This window comes from Kitasatospora sp. NPDC096147 (assembly GCF_044763225.1).
Taxonomy (GTDB): Bacteria; Actinomycetota; Actinomycetes; order Streptomycetales; family Streptomycetaceae; genus Kitasatospora.
The window spans coordinates 174,012-192,963 of the sequence record NZ_JBIWFX010000004.1; the positions used below are offsets into that span (position 1 = coordinate 174,012).

Here is an 18,952-nt window from a genome sequence, read left to right on the forward strand (position 1 = left end):
ATGGGCATCCCACTCGGCCAGGGCGAGGAGCACAGCCGATGAGCCAACCGGAGACCACCCGTACCGCCCGGGCCCTCGCCGGGTCCGGGCTCGCCCTGCTGGCGGCCCTGCTGTGGGCCGCGCTGGCGATCGCCAACCCCGGGCGGGGCTTCACCGAGGAGTACCTCTACGACGCCGGCTGGGTCGCCTTCGGGCTCACCTTCGCGCTCTCCGGGCTGGCCCTGGTGCTGAACCGCACCGCCTCCGGCCTCGGCGCCCTGCTGCTCGCCACCGGCCTGCTGATCCCGGTCGGGACGGCGGCCAAGCTGCTGGCCGGGCTGGCCGGGGCCGGGCCGTCCGCGATGTGGCTGGTGACAGCCGTGGTGTACGCCTCGGAGGTCTGCTTCGTCGCCGTGCTGATCGCCCTGCCGCTCTGGCTGCCCGACCTCCGGCTGCCCCCCGCCGCGCGCTGGGCACTGCCGGTGGTGGTCCTGCTCGCCCTGCCGCTCGGCATGGTCAACACCTGCCTGAGCGACGAGTTCTACGGCCGCCCCAACCCGCTGGCCGGCAGCGCGCTGAACGCCTGGCTGGACGGGTGGTTCGGCCTGGCCGTCTCGTACCACGTGCTGGCCGCCGCCACCGGTCTGGCCCTGCTGGTCGCGGCGGTCCGCTGGGCCCGCTCGCCCGGGCCGCGCCCGTACCAGCGCGAGCTGGTCGCCGCCTACCTGATCTGGAACCTGCTGGTCACCGTCCCGTACTACCTGGACTACCGGGCCGACTGGCTGGTGTACGCCACCTTCGCGGTCGGCGTGGTGACCTGGGCCCTGGTGCCGGCCGCCGCCCTGCGGCGGGACCACTCGCTCGGCCTGGACCGGGCCACCCGCCGCTACCTGGCCGGGTACGCCTTCGGCACGCTGCTGTTCGTGGCGGTGACGGCCGCCGCCGCGCTGGCCCAACTGCTGCTCCCCGGCGGCTCGCCCGCCGCCCGCTGGGCCCTGCTGCTCAGCGTCGGCGCCCTCGGCGCGCTGCTGCACCCGGCGGCCCACTTCGTCACCCGGCTGGTCGACCAGTACTACTACGGCGAACGGGCCCAGCCGTACCAGCTGGTGCGCAGTCTGGCCGAGCGGATGAGCCACACCGTCAGCCCGGCCGAGGCCCCGCCGCTGCTCTGCCGGACGGTGGTGGAGGCGCTTGGCCTGCCCGGAGCCCGGGTGCAGGTGGAGACCAGGGCGGGCGCCCGGGAGCTGGCCGGGCTGGGCGAGCTCGGGCCGGCTGCCGAAAGCTTTCCGCTGAGCTACGAGGGCGCGGTGATCGGGCACCTGACGGTCCCTCCGCGCTCGGGGCAGCGCGAGCTGGACCGGCAGGACCGCGAGCTGCTCCGGCTGCTGGCCGACCAGGCCTCGCCCGCCATCGCCTCGGTCGGCCTGTACGAGGACCTCCAGGACAGCCGCAAGCGGATCGTGCTGGCCCGGGAGGAGGAGCGCCGGCGGCTGCGGCACGACCTGCACGACGGTCTCGGTCCGGCCCTCTCCGGCCTGCGGCTCCAGGTGGACGCGGCGCAGACCGGTCTGGAGCCCGGCTCGGCCGCCGCGGGGTCGCTCACCGCCGCCTCGGCCGGGATCGGCTCCGCGATCACCGAACTGCGCCGGATCACCGACGGGTTGGCACCCGCCGCGCTGGACGGCGAGGGTCTGGCCGGGGCACTGCGCGGGCTGGCCGAGGGCCTGGGCCACCGGGCGCTGCGGGTCACCCTGGAGCTGGACCCGGACCCACTGCCGCCGCTGCCCGCCGCCGTCGAGGTGGCGGTCTACCGGATCAGCGGCGAGGCGCTGAACAACGTGGTGCGGCACGCCGGGGCCACCTCGGCCCGGCTCAGCCTGCGGGTCGGTCCGGAGGAGGTCACCGTCGAGGCGGTGGACGACGGGGCCGGCTTCCCCGGCCACCGCTCCACCGCCGGGGTCGGCCTGCGCTCGATGGCCGAGCGGGCCGAGGAGCTGGGCGGCAGCTTCACCGCCGTGAACGACTCCGGCGGCGCCCGGGTGCGGGCGGTCTTCCCGCGCTCGCACGGCTGAGCCGCCGCCGTCCGGCCGGGCCGCTGCGGTCCGGGATGCTGCCATCCGGCCGGGCCGCTGCTGTTCGGGACGCTGCCGTCCGGCCGGGCCGCTGGGCCGCCGGGCCGGGTGCGAGGGTCCCGGGACCGGGCGGGGACCAGGGGCTCATGCGGACGGGACCGGCCCGGTCGGAGAGTGGTGGCAGAGCCCGCACCCCGGCGGGCCGTCACACCGGAGGCGATCCCATGACCACAGTCGCGCGTACCCGGCCGAAGGTGCCCGGGCAGCGGCCCGCACCGACCACCGGTCCGGCCACGTACCGGCCGCTGCGGATCACCTGCTTCCCCGGCAAGCCCCGCAAGCCGAGGAAGAACGGATCCGAGGAGGAGCCGGAGCCGGCCCCGGAGCCGGACGAGGAACCGGCCCTGACCGGCACCTCCCGTTCGCTCTGAGACCCCGTCAGCACCGAGCCCGGCCGGGCAGCCCCCGGCCGGGCCTTCCGCTGTCCGGGCCTTCCGCCGTCCGGGCTCAGCGCGGGCCCAGCACCAGTGCGGCGAACCGGTCCGGCCGGGAGAAGTCGAGGAAGTGGTCGCCGCCCGGCACGGTGACCAGCTCGGCGCCGGGGACCCCCGCCGCGATCCGGGCCGCGCAGCGCCGGGCGAAGGGGATGTCGTGCTCCCCGACCACGGCGAGGGTCGGAGCGGTCACCTCGGCCGGCCGGGCGATGCCGGGGCGGGCCGGGGAGAGCGGTTCGGCCGGGGTGCCGAGCAGGAAGTCGGGGGAGTCCGCGTAGAGCTCGGCCGGCCGGGCCCGGGCGGCCGGGTCGGCGCGAGGGGCCCGGACGTCGAGGTCGATCAGGGCGGCGGCGGCCAGGTCGCCCCGCTCGACGGCCTCGGTGCGCGGCAGCAGGGCCGCCAGCACGGCGTCCAGGTCGGCCCGTTCGGCCGGGGTGGGGTCGGGCAGCTCGGTCGCGGTGCCGACCAGCACCAGGCGCTCGACCCGCTCGGGGTGGGCCACCGCGAAGTCCAGCGCCTTCCGGCCGCCGTCGGAGGCACCGACCAGGGTGGCCCGCCCGATCCCGTGGGTGTCCAGCACGGCCGGCAGGTCCCCGGTGAACGACCAGTGCGTGGTGGCCCGGGAGGAGCGGCGGCCGACCGGGCGGTCGTCGTACCTAGTCACCCGGTGGTGCGGGGTGAGCGTGGGGAGGTTCCCCTCCCACATCCGCAGGTCCACCGAGCCGGCGTCGAGCAGCACCAGGTCCGGGCCGGCCCCGGTCCGGGTGCTGAACAGCTCGCCGCCGGGGACGGGCACCAGGAGGTTCTGATCGGTCGTCATGTCCTGCTCCGATCGGGATCGTTCGGAAGATCGGCCGGGCAAGCTGAGCAGAACCACGGCCGCGACGGCCGGCGAATTCCGGGCACGCCCGTACCCCGGCCCCCGGGGGGATCCCGGGGCCGAGGTGCGGGCGGGTGCGGATCAGTGGCCGTGGCCGGGCATCGGGCCCATGCTCGGGTCGAGCGCCATCACGGCCATCGGGGAGACGGTGAAGGGCCGCATCATGCCGTCGTCCTCGTGGTCCAGGATGTGGCAGTGGTACATGTACTTGCCGGTGGCGCCGGTGAACTGTCCGGCCACCCGGACGAGTTCGCCGGGGGCGACGGTCACGGTGTCCTTCCAGCCCTGCTCGGCGGCGGCGATCACCGCAGGGGTGTCCCAGGTCACCGGGCGCCCGACCGGCGTGCCGCCAGCCGTCCGGTCCATGGCCGAGGTGTCGCAGGCGGCCCGGGTGAGGATCTGGAACCGGATCAGGTGGATGTGCACCGGGTGCAGCGCCAGCGGTGCCAGGTTGACGATGGTCCACTGCTCCCAGGCGTCCTCCATCACCCGCCAGTTGAGCCGGTCGTTGAACTCCCGGGCCACCCGCCGGTAGGTGGCGGTCGGCCGGCCCGCCTGCCGGAGCTGCACCAGCCCGTCCCGCAGGGTGCCGGCCGGCGGCACCTCGGCCTCCGGCACCTGCTCCATCTCCCAGAACTCGAACATGGTCTCCGGGGTCTGGTGGATCATCAGCATCCGGTGCCCGTGGTCGTGCGGGATGTCGTCGTGGCTGAGCCGCCGGAAGCTCGGCGAGACCACGGCGGGCAGCGCGAACGGTTCGGCGCAGTCGGCCGGTGGGGCCACCCGGAACTCCATCACCTCCGGGTCCGGCAGCCGGTGCGCCGGGTCCGGCACGCCGACCGGGTCGGTCTCGCCGATCGGCGTGCCCTCGGCGGGGGCCGGGGCGGAGTTGACCAGCCGCAGGGTGCGCCCGGCCAGGGCGGTGAAGTCGACCAGCAGGTCGGCCCGTTCGGCCGGGGCCAGGCTCAGCCCGGTGCCGCCGACCGGCACGGGGGTGCCGAACAGCCCCGCGTCGCTGCCGATCTGCCAGACCACCCCGGGCACCCGCTGGTTCGCCTCGTCCACCAGGTGCAGCCGGTAGGGGCGGGAGTTGGCCGCGTTCAGCACCCGGAAGCGGTACCAGCGCGGCTGCACCGGGTGGTGCGGCCAGATCACGCCGTTCACCAGGGTGTAGCGCCCGCAGTACGGCAGCGGGCCGACGGTCTTGTGCAGCAGCTGCCCGGTCGGGGCGCCGTCGGGGGTGGTGGCGAGGTTGCGGTCGCAGAGCACCAGCGGCACCTCGAACTCGCCCGAGGGGAGCCGCAGTCGGTCCTCCTCCTCGTCCCGCACCAGGTACATCCCGGCCAGGCCGGCCAGCACGTTGAGCCGGGTCACGCCCATCGCGTGGTCGTGGTACCAGAGCGTCATCGCGGGCTGGTCGTTCGGGTACTCGGAGAGCTGGGAGCGGCCGGCGTGCACCGCGTTGTCCGTCCAGCCGTCGTGGCCGCCGTCGGTGACCGCGCCGTGCAGGTGCACCACCAGCCAGGGCGGCAGCTTCGGGCCGTCGGGGTTGAGCAGCGCCGGATCGATGCCCGGCACGTTCTCGGCCGGCGGCGCGGTGATCTGCGGGACGTGGCCCACCAGGGCCGGGTACGGGGTGGAGACCCGGTTCTGCCAGTCCACCCGGAGGCGCTGCCCGCGCCGCACCTCGATGGTCGGGCCGGGGAAGGTGCCCTCGTAGGTCCACATCGGGGTGGGCGGCAGCTGGGAGTGCAGCCGGACCTCGGCCGACACCTGGCGGACGGTCAACTCCCCGTCCGGGCCCGGGCGCAGCACCGCGGGGATGCGCAGCGGGTCGAGGAACTTGGTCAGGTCGGCGGTCGGGGGCGGGGTGGATGCGGGCACGGTCGGCCTCCGGGGTGGTCGGTGTGCCCCCACCGTCGCGTCCCCGTGGTCCCGGCCGCATGAGGCAGCCGTCCCGGTGCGGTCCCGGTGGCCTCCCGTGTCACCGGTGTTGCCGCCCCGTGTCATCTTGCCTGCTCCGTGCGCGGACGGTCCGCGAACCGTCAGGGGCCTTGCCAGGCACGGATGTTGAACCCCTTGACGCGCTCTTGCCCTTCACCCAATCATCATGGGCACGTCAGCACACCCTCGCCGGGCCGACACGGTCCCGGCTGCCCACGTACGTTCCGTTCTGCCCCACCAGAATCTGGAGCTCCCCTTGTCCCAGCATGCCGAGCAGCGTGCCCCGCGGCGATCCCGCCTGCACCGCTCCGCCCTTGCGACCGTCGCCGCCGTCACCCTGACCGCCGGCTTCCTGGTGCCCGCCGCACTCGCCCAGGCCGCCCCGGCACCCGCGCCGGTCGCGGTGCCCCTGGCGGCCCCGGACATCCCGGTGGCGAACGTGAAGGCGCACATCGCCCAGCTCCAGTCCATCGCCACCGCCAACGGCGGCAACCGCGCCCACGGCCGGCCCGGCTTCAAGGCCTCGCTCGACTACGTCAAGGGCAAGCTGGACGCGGCCGGCTTCACCACCACCGTGCAGACCTTCACCAGCAGCGGCGCCACCGGCTACAACCTGATCGCCGACTGGCCGGGCGGTGACACCAACCACGTGGTGTTCACCGGCGCCCACCTGGACTCGGTGACGGCCGGCCCGGGCATCAACGACAACGGCTCCGGCACGGCCGGTGTCCTGGAGGCCGCGCTGGCCGTCTCCCGGGCGGGCCTCCAGCCCACCAAGCACCTGCGGTTCGGCTGGTGGGGGGCGGAGGAGCTGGGCATGATCGGCTCCAAGTACTACGTCAACAACCTGCCCACCGCCGAGCGGGCGAAGATCGACGCCTACATGAACTTCGACATGATCGGGTCGCCGAACCCGGGCTACTTCGTCTACGACGACGACTCCAAGCTCGAAGGCGTGCTGAAGAGCTACTTCGCCAGTGTCAACGTGCCGACCGAGATCGAGACCAACGGCGACGGCCGCTCCGACCACGCGCCGTTCAAGAACGTCGGCATCAAGGTCGGCGGTCTGTACACCGGCGGCGACGAGACCAAGACGGCCGCCCAGGCCGCCAAGTGGGGCGGCACCTCGGGCCGGGCCTTCGACGCCTGCTACCACGCCTCCTGCGACACCAGCGCGAACATCAACGACACCGCGCTGGACCGGGGCAGCGACTCCATCGCCTACGCCGTCTGGGCGCTGGGCACCGAGGCCCCGCCGCAGCCCGGCACGGTCTTCGAGAACACCGCCGACGTGCAGATCCCCGACAACGGCGCGGCCGTGACCTCCTCGGTCACCGTCAGCGGCGTCACCGGCAACGCCCCCGCCGCCCTCAAGGTCAGCGTCGACATCCGGCACACCTACCGGGGCGACCTGGTGATCGACCTGGTGGCCCCCGACGGCTCCGCCTACCGGTTGAAGAACTCCAGCACCAACGACTCGGCCGACAACGTGATCGCGGACTACACGGTGAACGCCTCCAGCGAGGTCGCCAACGGCGTCTGGAAGCTCAAGGTCCAGGACATCGCCGCGCAGGACACCGGCTACATCAACAGCTGGAAGCTGACCTTCTGACCTGACCTGACCTGCTGAGCTTCCCGAACGGCTCCTGAGGCCGTGGAGGACAGGTGAGAGGTGCGGGCCCCGGGGCGTGAAAGCCGGGGCCCGCACCCGCTGTTGGGGCCCTACGGCCGCATCTCGTACGCGCCGGAGAGCGCCTCGACCCGGGCCCAGACGGCGGCGTCGCGCTCGGCGTCCGCCACCGGGCGGCGCACCTGGGTGAGCGCCCAGGCGGCCTGTGCCTCGCTGGTCGAGGTCTTGCCGTGCAGCTCGGTGGCGTGCGCGGAGAAGTCCCGGACCAGGACGTCGAAGATCCCGTCCAGCACGTCGGCCTCGGTACCGGTCAACTCGGCCTGCTCCAGCACCAGGTGACCGTAGACCACCAGCGCGAACAGCTGGCCGATCTCCAGCAGGAAGTCCAGGTCCTGGGCCTGCTCGGCGGTCGGCGCGTGCTCCAGCAGCAGCGCGCACAGGCCGTCGGCCTGCTCGCGGAAGCGCGCCACGTTCGGCAGGTGGGCGTGCGCGTCGTAGGCGGTCCGCCAGTCGTGGAAGCGGATCGCGCCCAGGCCGCGGGCCGGGCCCTGACGGAACAGGAACGCGTCGTCGGCGGCGTCCGGCCGGCTCGGCACCGGAGCGTACTCGGCGGGAGCGAACAGGTAGTTGGCCATGAACTTGAGGATCAGCGCCAGGTTGACGTGGACGGTGCCCTCCAGCTTCGGCAGGCCCCGGATGTCCTTGGCGGCCTTGTCGAAGTAGGTGTCCGCCTCGAAGCCCTTGGCCGCGATGACGTCCCACATCAGGTCGATGACCTTCTCGCCCTCCGTGGTGACCTTCATCTTGGTCATCGGGTTGAAGAGCAGGTAGCGGCGGTCCTCGGCGGAGGCGGTGCGGAAGTAGTCCACCGCCCGCGAGCTGAACAGCTTCATCGCGTTGAGCCGGAGGAAGGCGTCCGCCAACTCCCGCCGCACGTGCGGGAAGTCGGTCACCTTGCGGCCGTAGAGCACCCGGTTGTGGGCGTGCGTGACGGCCTCGTACATCGCGTGCTCGCAGATGCCGACCGAGGCGGTGCAGAGGTTGAACTTGCCGACGTTCACCGTGTTCAGCGCGGCGTCGAAGGCGGCCTTGCCGGTGTGCAGCACGTCCTCGGCCCGGACGGGGTAGTCCTCCAGCCGGAACTCGGAGACGTACATCTGCGCGTTCACCACGTTCTTGACGAGGTGGTAGGCGGGGTGGCGGGAGTCGGCGGCGAAGAAGACGTACCCCTCCGGGCCCTCGACGTCCGAGCGGCGGCCGAAGACCGAGACCAGGCCGGCCACGTTGCCGTTGCCGATGTAGTACTTCGACCCGGTGGCGGTGAAGCCGCCGTCGGCGGTCGGGGTGAGGATCATGTCGGTGGAGTAGATGTCCGCGCCGTGGCTGCGCTCGGACAGCCCGAAGGCCATCACGTGACCCTCCGTCAGCAGCTTCGCGGCGCGGGCCCGGACGGCCTCGTTCTCGCTCTGCCAGACCGGACCGAGCCCGAGGATGGTGACCTGCCAGGTGTACCAGTAGCCGAGGCCGTAGAAGCCCAGGATCTCGTTCAGCTCGGCGATCCGGGCGGTGTCCCAGCGCTTCTCCGGGTCGGCGGAGGACGGGGTCAGGAACTCCGCGAAGAGGCCCTCCTTCGCGGCGAACTCAAGGAAGTCCCCGTACCAGGCGCGGTCGACGTAGGTGTCGATCAGCGCCTTCTTGCCGCGCGACTCGAACCAGTCCACGGTCGCGCGCAGCAGCCGGCGGGTGGTGTCGTCGAACTGCTTCGGGTCGTACGTGCTCGGGTTGAACAGCATGTCGTCAGGTCCTGTGGGGTGAGGGTCGGTCGGAGAGTCGGTGCAGGGTGGCCAGGACGTCGTCCAGCCAGGCGAGGGTCATCCGCTCGTACTCGATGCCGCCGCGCAGCACCACGTGCTGGAGCTGCTGCTGCGGACTCTGGTCCGCCGGGTCGCTCGGGAAGTCGCGCTGCTCGCCGGTCAGGTAGCGCTCCAGCAGGGCGGCGTGCGCGGCGCGGTGCCGCTCGACCTCGGAGACCAGCGCCGCCGGGTCGTCGAAGGCCGCCGCCCGGATCTTCACCGCCAGCTCGTGCCGCACCGTCTCCGGCTCGACCGGCTCGCGCAGCCAGTCCCCGAGCACGGACCGCCCGTCGGCGGCGACGGCGTAGACCTTCTTGTCCGGCCGTCCGTCCTGCGGCACCTCCTGCGCGGTGATCCACCCGTCCGCCTCCATCCGGCGGAGCACCCGGTAGATCTGCTGGTGCGTCGCGGTCCAGAACCGCCCGATCGAACGGTCGAACCGGCGGGCCAGCTCGTACCCGGAGCCGGGCTGCTCCAGCAGAGAGACGAGGATCGCGTGCTCCAGTGCCATGACCGCATCCTGCTATGCAACGAGTTGCATAGGCAACGCCGCCGCGCCGTGGTGAGACGCGGATCACGCCTGCGGCGGGCTCGCAGGCGTGGGTCGAGGCGCTTGCGGTGACCGAGGGCGGACCGGGCGGGGCGGGAAGCAGGTGAGGGGTGCCCGTGGGGGGACGAGAGCGGTCCGGCAGGGGACGGGGTGGGCTGCGCCCCGGCTGCGCCGTGGTGGGTGGTCCGGTCGGTGCACGCCGCTCCGCGCGCGGGGCGGGGCTGCCGCCGCAGGCGGGCGCCCGGCAGCGGTGCGCCCGGCACCGTGGCGGGCCTGCGGCCTGCCCGGTCGGTGGCTCGGTGTTCTGGTGGTCCGTCAGGTGCCGGGTCGGTGCGGGGCCGGGTCTCGGCGGCGCAGGAAGGCCGTCACCGGAGATGCCGGGTGGGCGACCAGGCCCGGGAGCGGGGGTGGGATCCCGCCCCGGACGTCGAGGTGGAAGTGCTGGGCCACGGCGGCCAGCAGCAGGACCAGTTCGACCTGGGCGAAGCGTGCGCCCAGGCAGGCGCGGCGGCCGGCGCCGAACGGGAAGTGGGCCCGCGCGTCCGCGTCCGGAGTGCCCCAGCGTTCGGGCCGGAAGGCGAGCGGGTCGGGGAACCACCGGGCGTCCCGCTGGGTCACCCAGGGGCTGCACCAGATCGCCGTCCCGACCGGTACCGCCCGCCCGCCGACCGTGGTGCCCGGTACCGCCACCCGGGGCGGCACCAGCCAGACCGGCGGATGCAGCCGCAGCGTCTCCTCGACCACCCGCCGGGTCCACGGGAGCCGGTCGTGGTCGGCGTGTTCGGGCGCCCGGCCGCCCAGCACCTCGTCCACCTCCCGGTGGAGCGCGTCCCGTGCGTCGGGCGAGCGGGCCAGCAGGCACCAGGCCCAGGTCAGCGCGGTCGCCGTCGTCTCGTGGCCGCCGGCCCAGAGCGTCACCGCCTCGTCCCGCACCTCACGGGGCGTCAGGGCCCTGCCCTCCGTGTCCCGGGCCGCCAGCAGCCTCCCGACCAGGTCGTCGGCGCTCCCCTCCCGTGCGCGCTCCCGGACCAGCTCGCCCAGCTCGGTGTCGATCACCCCGACCGCCCGCCGTATCCGCCGCCGCGCGGGCGTCGGCACCCACCCGGGCAGCAGCACCCCGGGTCCGCGCAGCTCCACCCCGATCTCGTGCGCCGCCTCCGCCATCGCCCCGGCCAGTGCCGCCGCCCGGGCACCCGGCTCCGCGCCGAACAGCGTCCGCACCGCGATCCGCTGGGTGAGCAGGGTCATCTCCCGCAGGACGTCCACCCGTTGACCGTCCGTCCAGCCGTCCAGGTGCTCGGCCGCGCACTCCGCCATGGCCGGGGCGAACCCCCGCACCCGGTTCGGCCGCACGGCCGGCTGCACCAGCGCCCGGCGCCGCCGCCAGGCGGCCCCTTCGCTGCGGATCACGCTGTCGCCGACCAACTGGCGGAACATCCACCCGATGTCCAGCACCCCGTGGTCCAGCGGTGATCCCAGGACCTCGGCGATCCGCTCGGGATCGGCCAGCGACAGGATGCGCAGGGGGCCGAGCCGCCAGACCACCGCGTCCCCGTGGTCCCGGTGCAGCCGCGCCAGGAAGCCCAGCGGATCCCGCCCGAACGCGGGCAGGCACCCGACCAACGGCCACCCGCGCGGCCCGGCTACGAACGGAGAGGCACCCACACCCCGTCCAACGAGCGGCACCGGAACGCGGCACGGCCCGGCCCCCTGGGCGGGGAGCCGGGCCGGACGGTGAGGGTGGGTCAGTCCTGGGTGGCGGTGCGGCGGCGGGTGGCGAGGAGGGCGCCGGCGCCGAGGGCGACGGCTGCGCCGCCGAGGGCGCCGAGCTGGCCGAGGGGGGCGTCGGTGCCGGTGTAGGCGAGGCGTCCGCCGCCCACGGGCTGGTCCTCGGTCACGGCGGGGGTGCCGCCGGTGCCGGTGCCGGTGCCGGTGGCCGGGGGAGCGGTGGTGTCGGTGACCGGGGTGACGGTGCTGCCGGTCTGCCCGGCACCGCCGTCGTTGCCCTGGGCGGCCTTCTCGGCGGCGGCCTTCTCCGCAGCCGCCTTCTCGGCGGCGGCCTTGGCGTTGGCCTCGTCCTTGGCGCGGGCGACGTACAGCCCCTCCTTCAGGAAGGCCGCGATGTCCTCGTTGGAGCCGTCGAAGGCGATCCTGGCGGCCTTCTGCACCTCGGGGCCGCCCCCGTGGATGAGCCGGCTGACCTTGACCCGGTTGTCGGTGGCGGTGAGCTTGGGCAGCTCGGTCTTGAGGAAGTTCGCCACCTCCTCGGCGGTCCCGGCCAGCGCCTTCGCGGCACCCGCCCGGACACCGGGGCCGGTGGCCGGGTCCTCCATGAGGCGCTTGAGTTCGGCGCGGCCCTCGTCCTCGGCCCGGGCCACGAACTGACCGACCTTCAGGAACTGCCGGACGTCCTCGATGCTGCCGAGCATGGCCTTGCCGGCCGCCGCCTTCACCGCCGGGCCGCCCTGGGACATGATCTGGGTGAGCAGGAGCCGGTCGTTGCCCTCCAACAGCCGGGCGAGGTCCGTCGTGAGGAACGTCTCGACGTCCGCGGCGGTGCCCGCGAGTGCCTTCCCGGCGGCTTCGCGGACGTTGTCCGGGGTCGTGGGGTCGTCGAGGAGCTTCTGCAGCTTCGCGCGGTTCTCGTCCTCGGTCCGGGCGGTGTACTGGCCGGAGTCGAGGAAGCGCCGGACGTCTTCGATGGTCCCGCTCATGGCCGTGCCGGCGGCGGCGCGGACCGCCGGGCCGCCGACGGACATGATCTGGGTGAGCTTCACCCGGGCGTCGCTCTCGCGGATGCCGGCGACCTCCTGGGCCAGGAAGCGCGCCCGGTCCTCCGGGGTGCCTGCCAGCACCCCGGCCACGCGGTCTCGCAGGTACTGGCTCGGGGCGGTGTAGAGGTAGTCGTTCGGGTAGACGAGCAGCGCCTTGATGGTGGCGATGTTCTCTTCGTCGGCCACCTTGGCACCGGCCTCGTCGATCTTCTCCAGCCCGGCGGGGGTGCTCTCGGCGAACGCCGGGGCGGCGGTCGCCAGCGGGGCGGCGGCCGTGGCCAGCAGAACGGCGGTGGCGAGCGAACGACGGATGTTCAAGTGGTCCCCCGGATGTGCAAAGGCAAGGTCAAACGAGACCGCTTGATCGTACTGGCACCAACCGCTCCGTACGAACACGTTTTCGCCACACTCCGCCAGGGGGTGGCCGGGCCCGCAGAATGGGTCCGTGATCGATGACGGCGAGCTGCTCCGGTGGCGGATGCACAGTCAGTTCGGCGGTGGGGGCACGGTGGCCGCCATTTCCGCTCGCGCCCCGGGTGTCCAGGCCCAGGACGCGGCCGCCGCCCGGCTCGGGCTGCGGGCGCGCGGCCTGGCGGAGGCGGCGGCGGTGGAGCGGGCCTATGCGGCGGGGGAGGTGGTGGCGAGCTGGTTGATGCGGGGCACCCTGCACCTGGTGCCGAGGGATCAACTGCTGTCCCTGATTCAGCTGTTCGGGGAGCGGAACATCGCCGCCGGGGCCCGGCGCCGCCGTGAGCTGGGGCTGACGGAAGAGGTGCTGGCCCGGGCCGTCGCAGCGCTGCCCGAGGTGCTGACCGGGCCGTTGAGCCGGGCCGGGCTGGTCGCGGGGTTGAACCGGTGCGGCGTCGGCGTCGATCCCGCCGGGCAGGCGCCCGCGCACCTGACCGCCTACCTGGCCGGACGCGGGCTGCTCTGCCGGGGTGCCGAGGTGGCCCCGCGCGAGCCGGGGTACGTCCCGCTGGTGCCCGAGGCGGCGGATCCGGAGCGGGCGGCGGCCGAGCTCGCGGCGCGGTACGTCGCGGCCTTCGGACCGGTCTCGGTGGCGGACTTCGCGGCCTGGTCGGGACTGCCGCAGGCGGTCGGTCGGCGGGCCTTCGCCGGGCTGCCGGAGGTGGGCGACGGGCTGTACGCGACGGGGGAGCCGCCGGAGGCCGGGGCGCCGCTGGTGCGGCTGCTCGGGGCGTACGACAACTTCCTGATGGGATACCGGGACCGCTCGCTGATGCTGGATCAGCGCTTCGCCAAGCGGGTGAACGCGGGCGGCGGGGTGGTGAAGCCGGCCCTGGTGGTGGACGGCCGGGTGCTCGGGGTCTGGTCGAAGGGGAAGGGCGGGCAGCCGGTGGTGGAGGCGTTCGAGCCGCTGCCGGAGGCGGTCTGGGCGGCCGAGGCCGAGGCGGTCACGGACTTTCTCGGGTGAATGTCGGACAAACCGTTATTTCTGTCGCAAAACGGGTAGTGAGCAGGCGCCTGTCAAGTCGCGAGCCAAGGAGGTGGTCCCGGTGTCGACCCAGCTTCCGATGAGCATGGAGCACCACCCCGACATCCTGGAGATGCGTGACCAGTACGAGCGGATCGTCTCCACGCCCCGTGCCCAGGCCGTCGAGGCCCTGGCCGTGGCGGCCGGTCTGTTCCTGGCGATCTCCCCGTGGGTGGTCGGTTTCTCCGGTTTCTCCGGTCTGACGGTCAGCAACCTGGTGCTCGGGTTGGCGTTCGCCGCCCTGATGGCGGGCTACGGCTCCGGGTACGAGCGCACCCACGCCCGTGCGTGGGCCGCGACCATGATCGGTGCCTGGACGGTCATCGCCCCGTGGGCGGCGGCCGGCACCGACGCCGTCCGGCGCACCGTCCTGACCAACGTCATCACCGGCGGCCTGATGGTCTGCCTGGGCATGGCGGCGGTCTCGATGGCGGCGGGGCTGATGAGGCCCGGTCGGCCGGGCGGGATGGCGAGCGGAGGCTGATCAGCCGTATCCCGCCCGTGGCGCGGCCGGTCACCGGCCGCGCCACGGGAGCGTCCGCCGCCGCTACGGGCGGGTCATCCGCAGGACGTCGAGGGCCTCGTCGAGCTGGGCCTCGGTGAGCTTCCCGCCCTCCAGGTAGCCGCGCTCCAGCACCACCTGACGGATCGTCTTCCGCTCGGCCACCGCCTGCTTGGCCACCTTGGCGGCCTCCTCGTAGCCGATGTAGCGGTTGAGCGGGGTGACCACGGAGGGGGAGGACTCGGCGTACTCGCGGGCCCGCTCGACGTTGGCGGTGAGGCCGTCCACGGTGCGGTCGGCGAGCAGGCGGGCGCTGTTGGCGAGCAGGCGGACGGACTCCAGCACGTTGCGCGCGATCACCGGGAGCATCACGTTCAGCTCGAAGTTCCCGCTCGCGCCGGCCACCGTGACGGTGGTGTCGTTGCCGATCACCTGGGCGGCCACCATCAGCACGACCTCGGGCAGGACCGGGTTCACCTTGCCCGGCATGATGGACGAACCCGGCTGGAGGTCCGGCAGGTTGAGCTCGCCGAGGCCGGTGCGCGGGCCTGAGCCCATCCAGCGCAGGTCATTGGCGATCTTGGTGAAGCCGACCGCGACGGTGCGCAGCTGGCCGCTCAGCTCGACCAGGCCGTCCCGGGCGCCCTGCGCCTCGAAGTGGTCCCGGGCCTCGGTCAGCGGCAGTCCGGTGGCCCGGGCCACCTCGGCGATCACGGCGGCGGAGAAGCCGGGCGGGGTGTTGATGCCGGTGCCCACCGCCGTGCCGCCGAGCGGGAGTTCGGCCACCCGGGGGAGGGCGGCGCGCAGCCGCTCGACCCCGTACCGGACCTGGGCCGCGTAGCCGCCGAACTCCTGGCCCAGGGTGACGGGCGTGGCGTCCATCAGGTGGGTGCGGCCGGACTTCACCACTTCGGCGAAGCCGTCCGCCTTGCGGGCGAGGGCGGCCTCCAGGTGCTCCAGGGCCGGGATCAGCTCGCCGGTGACGGCGGCGGTGGCGGCGATGTGGATGGAGGACGGGAAGACGTCGTTGGAGGACTGGCTCGCGTTGACGTGGTCGTTCGGGTGCACCGGGCGGCCGAGGCGCTCGGTGGCCAGGGTGGCGATCACCTCGTTGGCGTTCATGTTGGACGAGGTACCCGAGCCGGTCTGGAAGACGTCCACCGGGAACTCGCCGTCCCACGTCCCCTCGGCCACCTCCTCGGCCGCCGCCGCGATCGCGGCGGCCGTCTCCGGCTCCAGGACGCCCAGCTCGCCGTTCACCTTCGCGGCGGCGGCCTTGATCCGGGCCAGCGCGGCGATGTGCGCGCGCTCCAGCCGCTGCCCCGACACCGGGAAGTTCTCCACCGCGCGCTGGGTCTGCGCCTGCCACTTGGCGGACGCGGGCACCCGCACCTCGCCCATCGAGTCGTGCTCGATCCGGTACTCCTGCATGGCTCCATGCACCTCCTGTACCTGCCAGCCCCGAAGGCGTCCCGGGTATTTCCGGTCGGCCGCTACTGCCCGAGCAGGGTGGCGAAGTCGTAGCCGACGTCGGCCAGGGTGAGCACGCTGCCCAGGTCGCTGATCGCGCCGACCGGGATGCTGTGGCCGTCGGCGGACGGCACCGCCGAGGCGGGGGCGGCGATGGCGAGCAGGGTGGCGAGGGCGGTGATGAGCCGGGTCACGGTACGCATGCCCGGACAACCGGCCGGCCGGTCCCCGGGTCACGGGTGGTGTCAAAGATTCTTGACGCGGTGTCCGGTCTGCTTTACCTTCCATCGTGTCAGCTTTTCTTGACATCGGAGGTGGGCGGGGATGGCACTGGAAGAACGACGGGCCTGGATCGCGGGGGTGGTCGCGCTGCTCGGCTACGGCGGCTACCTGGTCGCCCTGCTGGTGGGGGGTGACGGCCGGTCGCTGGCCGAACGGCCTTACGCCGCAGCACTGTTGTGGAGCATCGGGGCGGCGGTCGTGGTCACCGTGCTGCTCAGCGTCGCGGCAGCGGCGATCCGCCCGGAGGAGGGCGCGGCCAAGGACCTGAGGGACCGGCAGATCCACCGCTTCGGCGAGCACGTCGGCCAGTCCTTCGTGGTGATCGGCGCGGTTGCGGCCCTGCTGCTGGCGCTGGCCGAGGCGGCGCCGTTCTGGATCGCCAACGCCGTCTACCTGGCCTTCGTGCTCTCCGCCGTGCTCGGCGCGATGGCGAAGGTCGCCGCCTACCGCCGGGGGCTGCCCCAGTGGTGAAGCCCACCCGGGTGGAGAACGCCATCCGCGCCCTGCGCTTCGCCCACGGCGAGATGACCCAGGCCGAGCTGGCCCGGCGGATCGGGGTGACCCGGCAGACCGTGATCGCCATCGAACAGGGCCGCTACTCGCCCTCGTTGGAGCTCGCCTTCCAGATCGCCGAGGTGTTCGGCACCCCACTGACCGAGGTCTTCCAGTACCCGTCCGCAGCCGAGGAGTCCCCGTGAGAGCCATCGTCCGGCACCGCTACGGCACCACCGAGGTCTTCGAACTCCGCGAGCTGGAGCGGCCCGTGCCCCGCTCCGGCGAGGTCCTGGTCAAGGTCGAGGCGGCCGGACTGGACCGCGGCGTCTGGCACCTGATGGCCGGACTCCCGTACCTGGTACGGCTGTTCACCGGCATACCGCGCCCCCGGAAGGCGGTGCTCGGCCTGGAGTGCGCCGGGGTGGTGGAGCAGGTCGGCCCCGACGTGGTCGGACTGCGGGTCGGTGACGAGGTGTTCGGCGAGTGCGCCGGAGCCTTCGCCGAGTACGCCCGGGCCCGCGCCGACCGGCTCACCCTCCGCCCGCCGGGGCTGACGCCCGCCGAGGCGGCGGCGGTGCCGATCTCCGCCGTCACGGCGCTCCAGGGCCTGCGGGACGTCGGGCGGATCGCGGCCGGCCAGCGGGTGCTGGTGATCGGTGCCTCGGGCGGCGTCGGCTGCTACGCCGTCCAACTCGCCAAGCTGGCCGGGGCGGAGGTCACCGCCGTCTGCGGCCCGGCCAAGGCCGGGCTGGTCCGCGAGCTCGGCGCCGACACCGTGCTCGACCACACCCGCGAGGACTGCACCGACGGCCCGGCCGGTGCCTACGACCTGATCCTCGACCTGGCCGGTGACCACCCGCTGCCCCGGCTGCGCCGGGTGCTCGCCCCGCGCGGCACCCTGGTGCTGGCCGGTGGCGAGGGTGGCGGGCGCGTGTTCGGCGGTGTGGCGAAGCAGCTGCGGGCGGCCGTGCTCGCCCCGTTCGCCCGGCAGCGGCTGCGCAGCCTGCTGGCCCGGACGAAGCAGGACGACCTGGTGCACCTGCGCGAGCTGCTCGCCGACGGGCGGCTGCGGGTGGTGCTGGACCGCACCTTCCCGCTGGCCGAAGTGCCGGACGCGGTGCGGTACCTGGAGGAGGGGAAGGTACGGGGGAAGGTCGCGGTGCTGCTCTGAACGGGCGGGTCTCCGGGGCTACTCGGAGGCCGTGGTCGGGGCTCCGGGACGGGACGCGGGGCCGGGGCGGGCCGCGTGGTGGAGCGCGGCGCAGGCCGCAGCGCCGAGGGCGTACCAGAGCAGGTCCTGCGCGGTGAAGCCGGTGCCCAGCAGCAGGCGCCACTGCGGGTGGGCGGCCGGGATCCCAGTCAGTTGGAACAGCTCCACCGCCCAGCTCAGCCCGGCCGCCGTGGCCGCCGCGACGGCCGGGCGGGTGCGGGGCGCGGCCAGCAGCAGGGCCAGGTACCAGGCGACGGTGTAGAGCGCGTCGCGCAGCGCGTTCCCCACCTCCCCGGGCACGGCGAGCGTCACGGCCAGCCCGGCCGTGACGGTCAGTCCGATCAGCCCCAGCACCTTCAGTCGCACCGTCCGCCGCCCCCTCGTCCCCGTTCTCCGCCGTCCCCGATCAGGACTCCGCAGGCGGCGCAGCGGTTGCCGATCGGCGCTCAGCCGTCCCGGAGCAGGCGGCGGGCCAGCGGCGGGCAGACCCTCAGCAGCACCAGCAGCGCCCGGGAGGCCCCCACCGGGACCACCGCCGACCCCCGGGCCACGCCCCGGACCACCGCCCGGGCCGCCGCCTCCGGGCTCAGCTTGCGCACCGGCCCGGACCGGCCCGCCGTCATCGGGGTGTCCACCAGCGGCAGCACCACCTCCTGCACCCGCACCTGCGGGGTGTCCGCCCACGCCTGGTAGCGCAGCGCCTCGCAGAGCACGTGCACCCCCGCCTTGGTCGCGCAGTACACCGGCGCACTCCGCTTGGGTGCGTACGCCAGCCCCGAGGTGACGGCGACGAACGCGGCCTCCGGGTTGGTGGCCAGCCACGGCCAGGCGGCGGCCGCGAGCTCGGCCACCGAGCGGAGGTTGACCGACACCTCCTGCTCCAGCCTCGGTAGCAGACCCGGGGTGATCCCCGCCGTCAGCCGGTCGTGGTGCTGCACCGCCGCGTTGGCCACCACCAGGTCCAGCCCGCCCAGCCGCTCCGCCGCCACCCGCACCAGCCGCTCCGCCTCCCCCGGCACGGCCAGGTCCACCGCCACCTGGCCGTCGCCCGCCGCGCTGCGCCCGCAGACCACCACCCGCGCCCCACGCGCCGTCAACTCCGCCGCCAGCGCCCGCCCGACCCCCGAGGTGCCGCCGGTGACCAGTACCCGCCTGCCCTTGATCTCCATGCCGCCATGCTGGTCCGCCGGCCGGGTCGGCACTTGTACGGATGCGCCACGGCCGGGACGCTGCCGGACGGCGGCCCGGGCGAGCGGTGGGGACAGCCACGCAGTGAACCGCCGCCCACGGGGCGGAGCCCGGCGGCGTCCCGGGTGGGCCTG

General features: G+C 74.1%; 18 protein-coding genes. 8 read left to right on the forward strand and 10 right to left on the reverse strand.

The features are described 5' to 3' along the window. Positions 1-38 precede the first annotated feature (38 nt). Together ACIRBX_RS14970 and ACIRBX_RS14975 are read left to right on the forward strand one after the other, a co-directional pair. On the forward strand, positions 39-2,051 hold the full coding sequence (locus ACIRBX_RS14970; protein ID WP_402296736.1) for a GAF domain-containing sensor histidine kinase: 2,013 nt from the start codon (positions 39-41) through the stop codon (positions 2,049-2,051). A gap of 224 nt (positions 2,052-2,275) precedes the next feature. Then, on the forward strand, positions 2,276-2,482 hold the full coding sequence (locus tag ACIRBX_RS14975; RefSeq protein ID WP_402296738.1) for a hypothetical protein: 207 nt from the start codon (positions 2,276-2,278) through the stop codon (positions 2,480-2,482). A 76-nt stretch (positions 2,483-2,558) separates the two neighbouring features. Here the strand turns inward: ACIRBX_RS14975 and ACIRBX_RS14980 are convergent, their stop codons facing one another. Together ACIRBX_RS14980 and ACIRBX_RS14985 are read right to left on the reverse strand one after the other, a co-directional pair. Continuing rightward, positions 2,559-3,365 (reverse strand): alpha/beta fold hydrolase, encoded by an 807-nt coding sequence (locus ACIRBX_RS14980; RefSeq protein ID WP_402296740.1) that lies wholly within the window; start codon positions 3,363-3,365, stop codon positions 2,559-2,561. 141 nt (positions 3,366-3,506) lie between these two features. Beyond that, positions 3,507-5,309, reverse strand: a complete 1,803-nt coding sequence (locus ACIRBX_RS14985; protein WP_402296742.1) for a multicopper oxidase domain-containing protein — start codon at positions 5,307-5,309, stop codon at positions 3,507-3,509. A gap of 316 nt (positions 5,310-5,625) precedes the next feature. Between ACIRBX_RS14985 and ACIRBX_RS14990 the strand changes: the two genes are divergently transcribed. After that, entirely contained in the window at positions 5,626-6,981 is a 1,356-nt protein-coding gene (locus ACIRBX_RS14990) for a M28 family metallopeptidase (protein WP_402296744.1), read from the forward strand. A gap of 110 nt (positions 6,982-7,091) precedes the next feature. Here ACIRBX_RS14990 and ACIRBX_RS14995 read toward each other — a convergent pair whose 3' ends face one another. The 4 genes from ACIRBX_RS14995 to ACIRBX_RS15010 form a co-directional block, all read right to left on the reverse strand. Then, positions 7,092-8,792, reverse strand: a complete 1,701-nt coding sequence (locus tag ACIRBX_RS14995; protein WP_402296745.1) for an acyl-CoA dehydrogenase family protein — start codon at positions 8,790-8,792, stop codon at positions 7,092-7,094. 4 nt (positions 8,793-8,796) lie between these two features. Further along, positions 8,797-9,363, reverse strand: a complete 567-nt coding sequence (locus ACIRBX_RS15000; RefSeq protein WP_402296747.1) for a PadR family transcriptional regulator — start codon at positions 9,361-9,363, stop codon at positions 8,797-8,799. Positions 9,364-9,717: 354 nt separating this feature from the next. Further along, the gene (locus tag ACIRBX_RS15005) at positions 9,718-11,088 is read right to left on the reverse strand and encodes a cytochrome P450 (RefSeq protein WP_402296749.1); all 1,371 of its coding nucleotides are present in this window, start codon (positions 11,086-11,088) and stop codon (positions 9,718-9,720) included. A gap of 59 nt (positions 11,089-11,147) precedes the next feature. Next, the gene (locus ACIRBX_RS15010; RefSeq protein WP_402296750.1) at positions 11,148-12,494 is read right to left on the reverse strand and encodes an ALF repeat-containing protein; all 1,347 of its coding nucleotides are present in this window, start codon (positions 12,492-12,494) and stop codon (positions 11,148-11,150) included. Positions 12,495-12,621: 127 nt separating this feature from the next. On the opposite strand from ACIRBX_RS15010, the gene ACIRBX_RS15015 reads away from it, so the two are divergent. Then, on the forward strand, positions 12,622-13,611 hold the full coding sequence (locus tag ACIRBX_RS15015) for a DNA glycosylase AlkZ-like family protein (RefSeq protein WP_402296752.1): 990 nt from the start codon (positions 12,622-12,624) through the stop codon (positions 13,609-13,611). A gap of 82 nt (positions 13,612-13,693) precedes the next feature. Beyond that, positions 13,694-14,155 (forward strand): SPW repeat protein, encoded by a 462-nt coding sequence (locus tag ACIRBX_RS15020; RefSeq protein WP_402296753.1) that lies wholly within the window; start codon positions 13,694-13,696, stop codon positions 14,153-14,155. A 63-nt stretch (positions 14,156-14,218) separates the two neighbouring features. On the opposite strand, the gene ACIRBX_RS15025 is transcribed toward ACIRBX_RS15020, so the two are convergent. Continuing rightward, positions 14,219-15,604, reverse strand: coding sequence for a class II fumarate hydratase (locus ACIRBX_RS15025; protein WP_402296756.1), 1,386 nt, complete (start codon positions 15,602-15,604; stop codon positions 14,219-14,221). 62 nt (positions 15,605-15,666) lie between these two features. Further along, positions 15,667-15,846, reverse strand: coding sequence for a hypothetical protein (locus ACIRBX_RS15030; protein WP_345279251.1), 180 nt, complete (start codon positions 15,844-15,846; stop codon positions 15,667-15,669). A 121-nt stretch (positions 15,847-15,967) separates the two neighbouring features. On the opposite strand from ACIRBX_RS15030, the gene ACIRBX_RS15035 reads away from it, so the two are divergent. The 3 genes from ACIRBX_RS15035 to ACIRBX_RS15045 are packed head-to-tail and all read left to right on the forward strand — an operon-like array spanning position 15,968 to position 17,591. Further along, positions 15,968-16,396: a hypothetical protein gene (locus ACIRBX_RS15035; protein WP_402296759.1), complete on the forward strand. Its 429-nt coding sequence runs from the start codon at positions 15,968-15,970 to the stop codon at positions 16,394-16,396. Further along, positions 16,297-16,623, forward strand: a complete 327-nt coding sequence (locus ACIRBX_RS15040; RefSeq protein WP_402297615.1) for a helix-turn-helix transcriptional regulator — start codon at positions 16,297-16,299, stop codon at positions 16,621-16,623. Before ACIRBX_RS15035 ends, ACIRBX_RS15040 begins: the two co-directional genes overlap by 100 nt. Next, a complete protein-coding gene (locus ACIRBX_RS15045; RefSeq protein ID WP_402296761.1) occupies positions 16,620-17,591 on the forward strand; it encodes an NAD(P)-dependent alcohol dehydrogenase in 972 nt (323 codons plus the stop codon). Before ACIRBX_RS15040 ends, ACIRBX_RS15045 begins: the two co-directional genes overlap by 4 nt. A gap of 18 nt (positions 17,592-17,609) precedes the next feature. On the opposite strand, the gene ACIRBX_RS15050 is transcribed toward ACIRBX_RS15045, so the two are convergent. Then, complete coding sequence (locus ACIRBX_RS15050) at positions 17,610-17,996, reverse strand: DUF2809 domain-containing protein (protein WP_402296762.1); 387 nt, start codon at positions 17,994-17,996, stop codon at positions 17,610-17,612. 80 nt (positions 17,997-18,076) lie between these two features. Continuing rightward, positions 18,077-18,799, reverse strand: a complete 723-nt coding sequence (locus tag ACIRBX_RS15055; protein WP_402296763.1) for an SDR family NAD(P)-dependent oxidoreductase — start codon at positions 18,797-18,799, stop codon at positions 18,077-18,079. Positions 18,800-18,952: the final 153 nt, after the last annotated feature.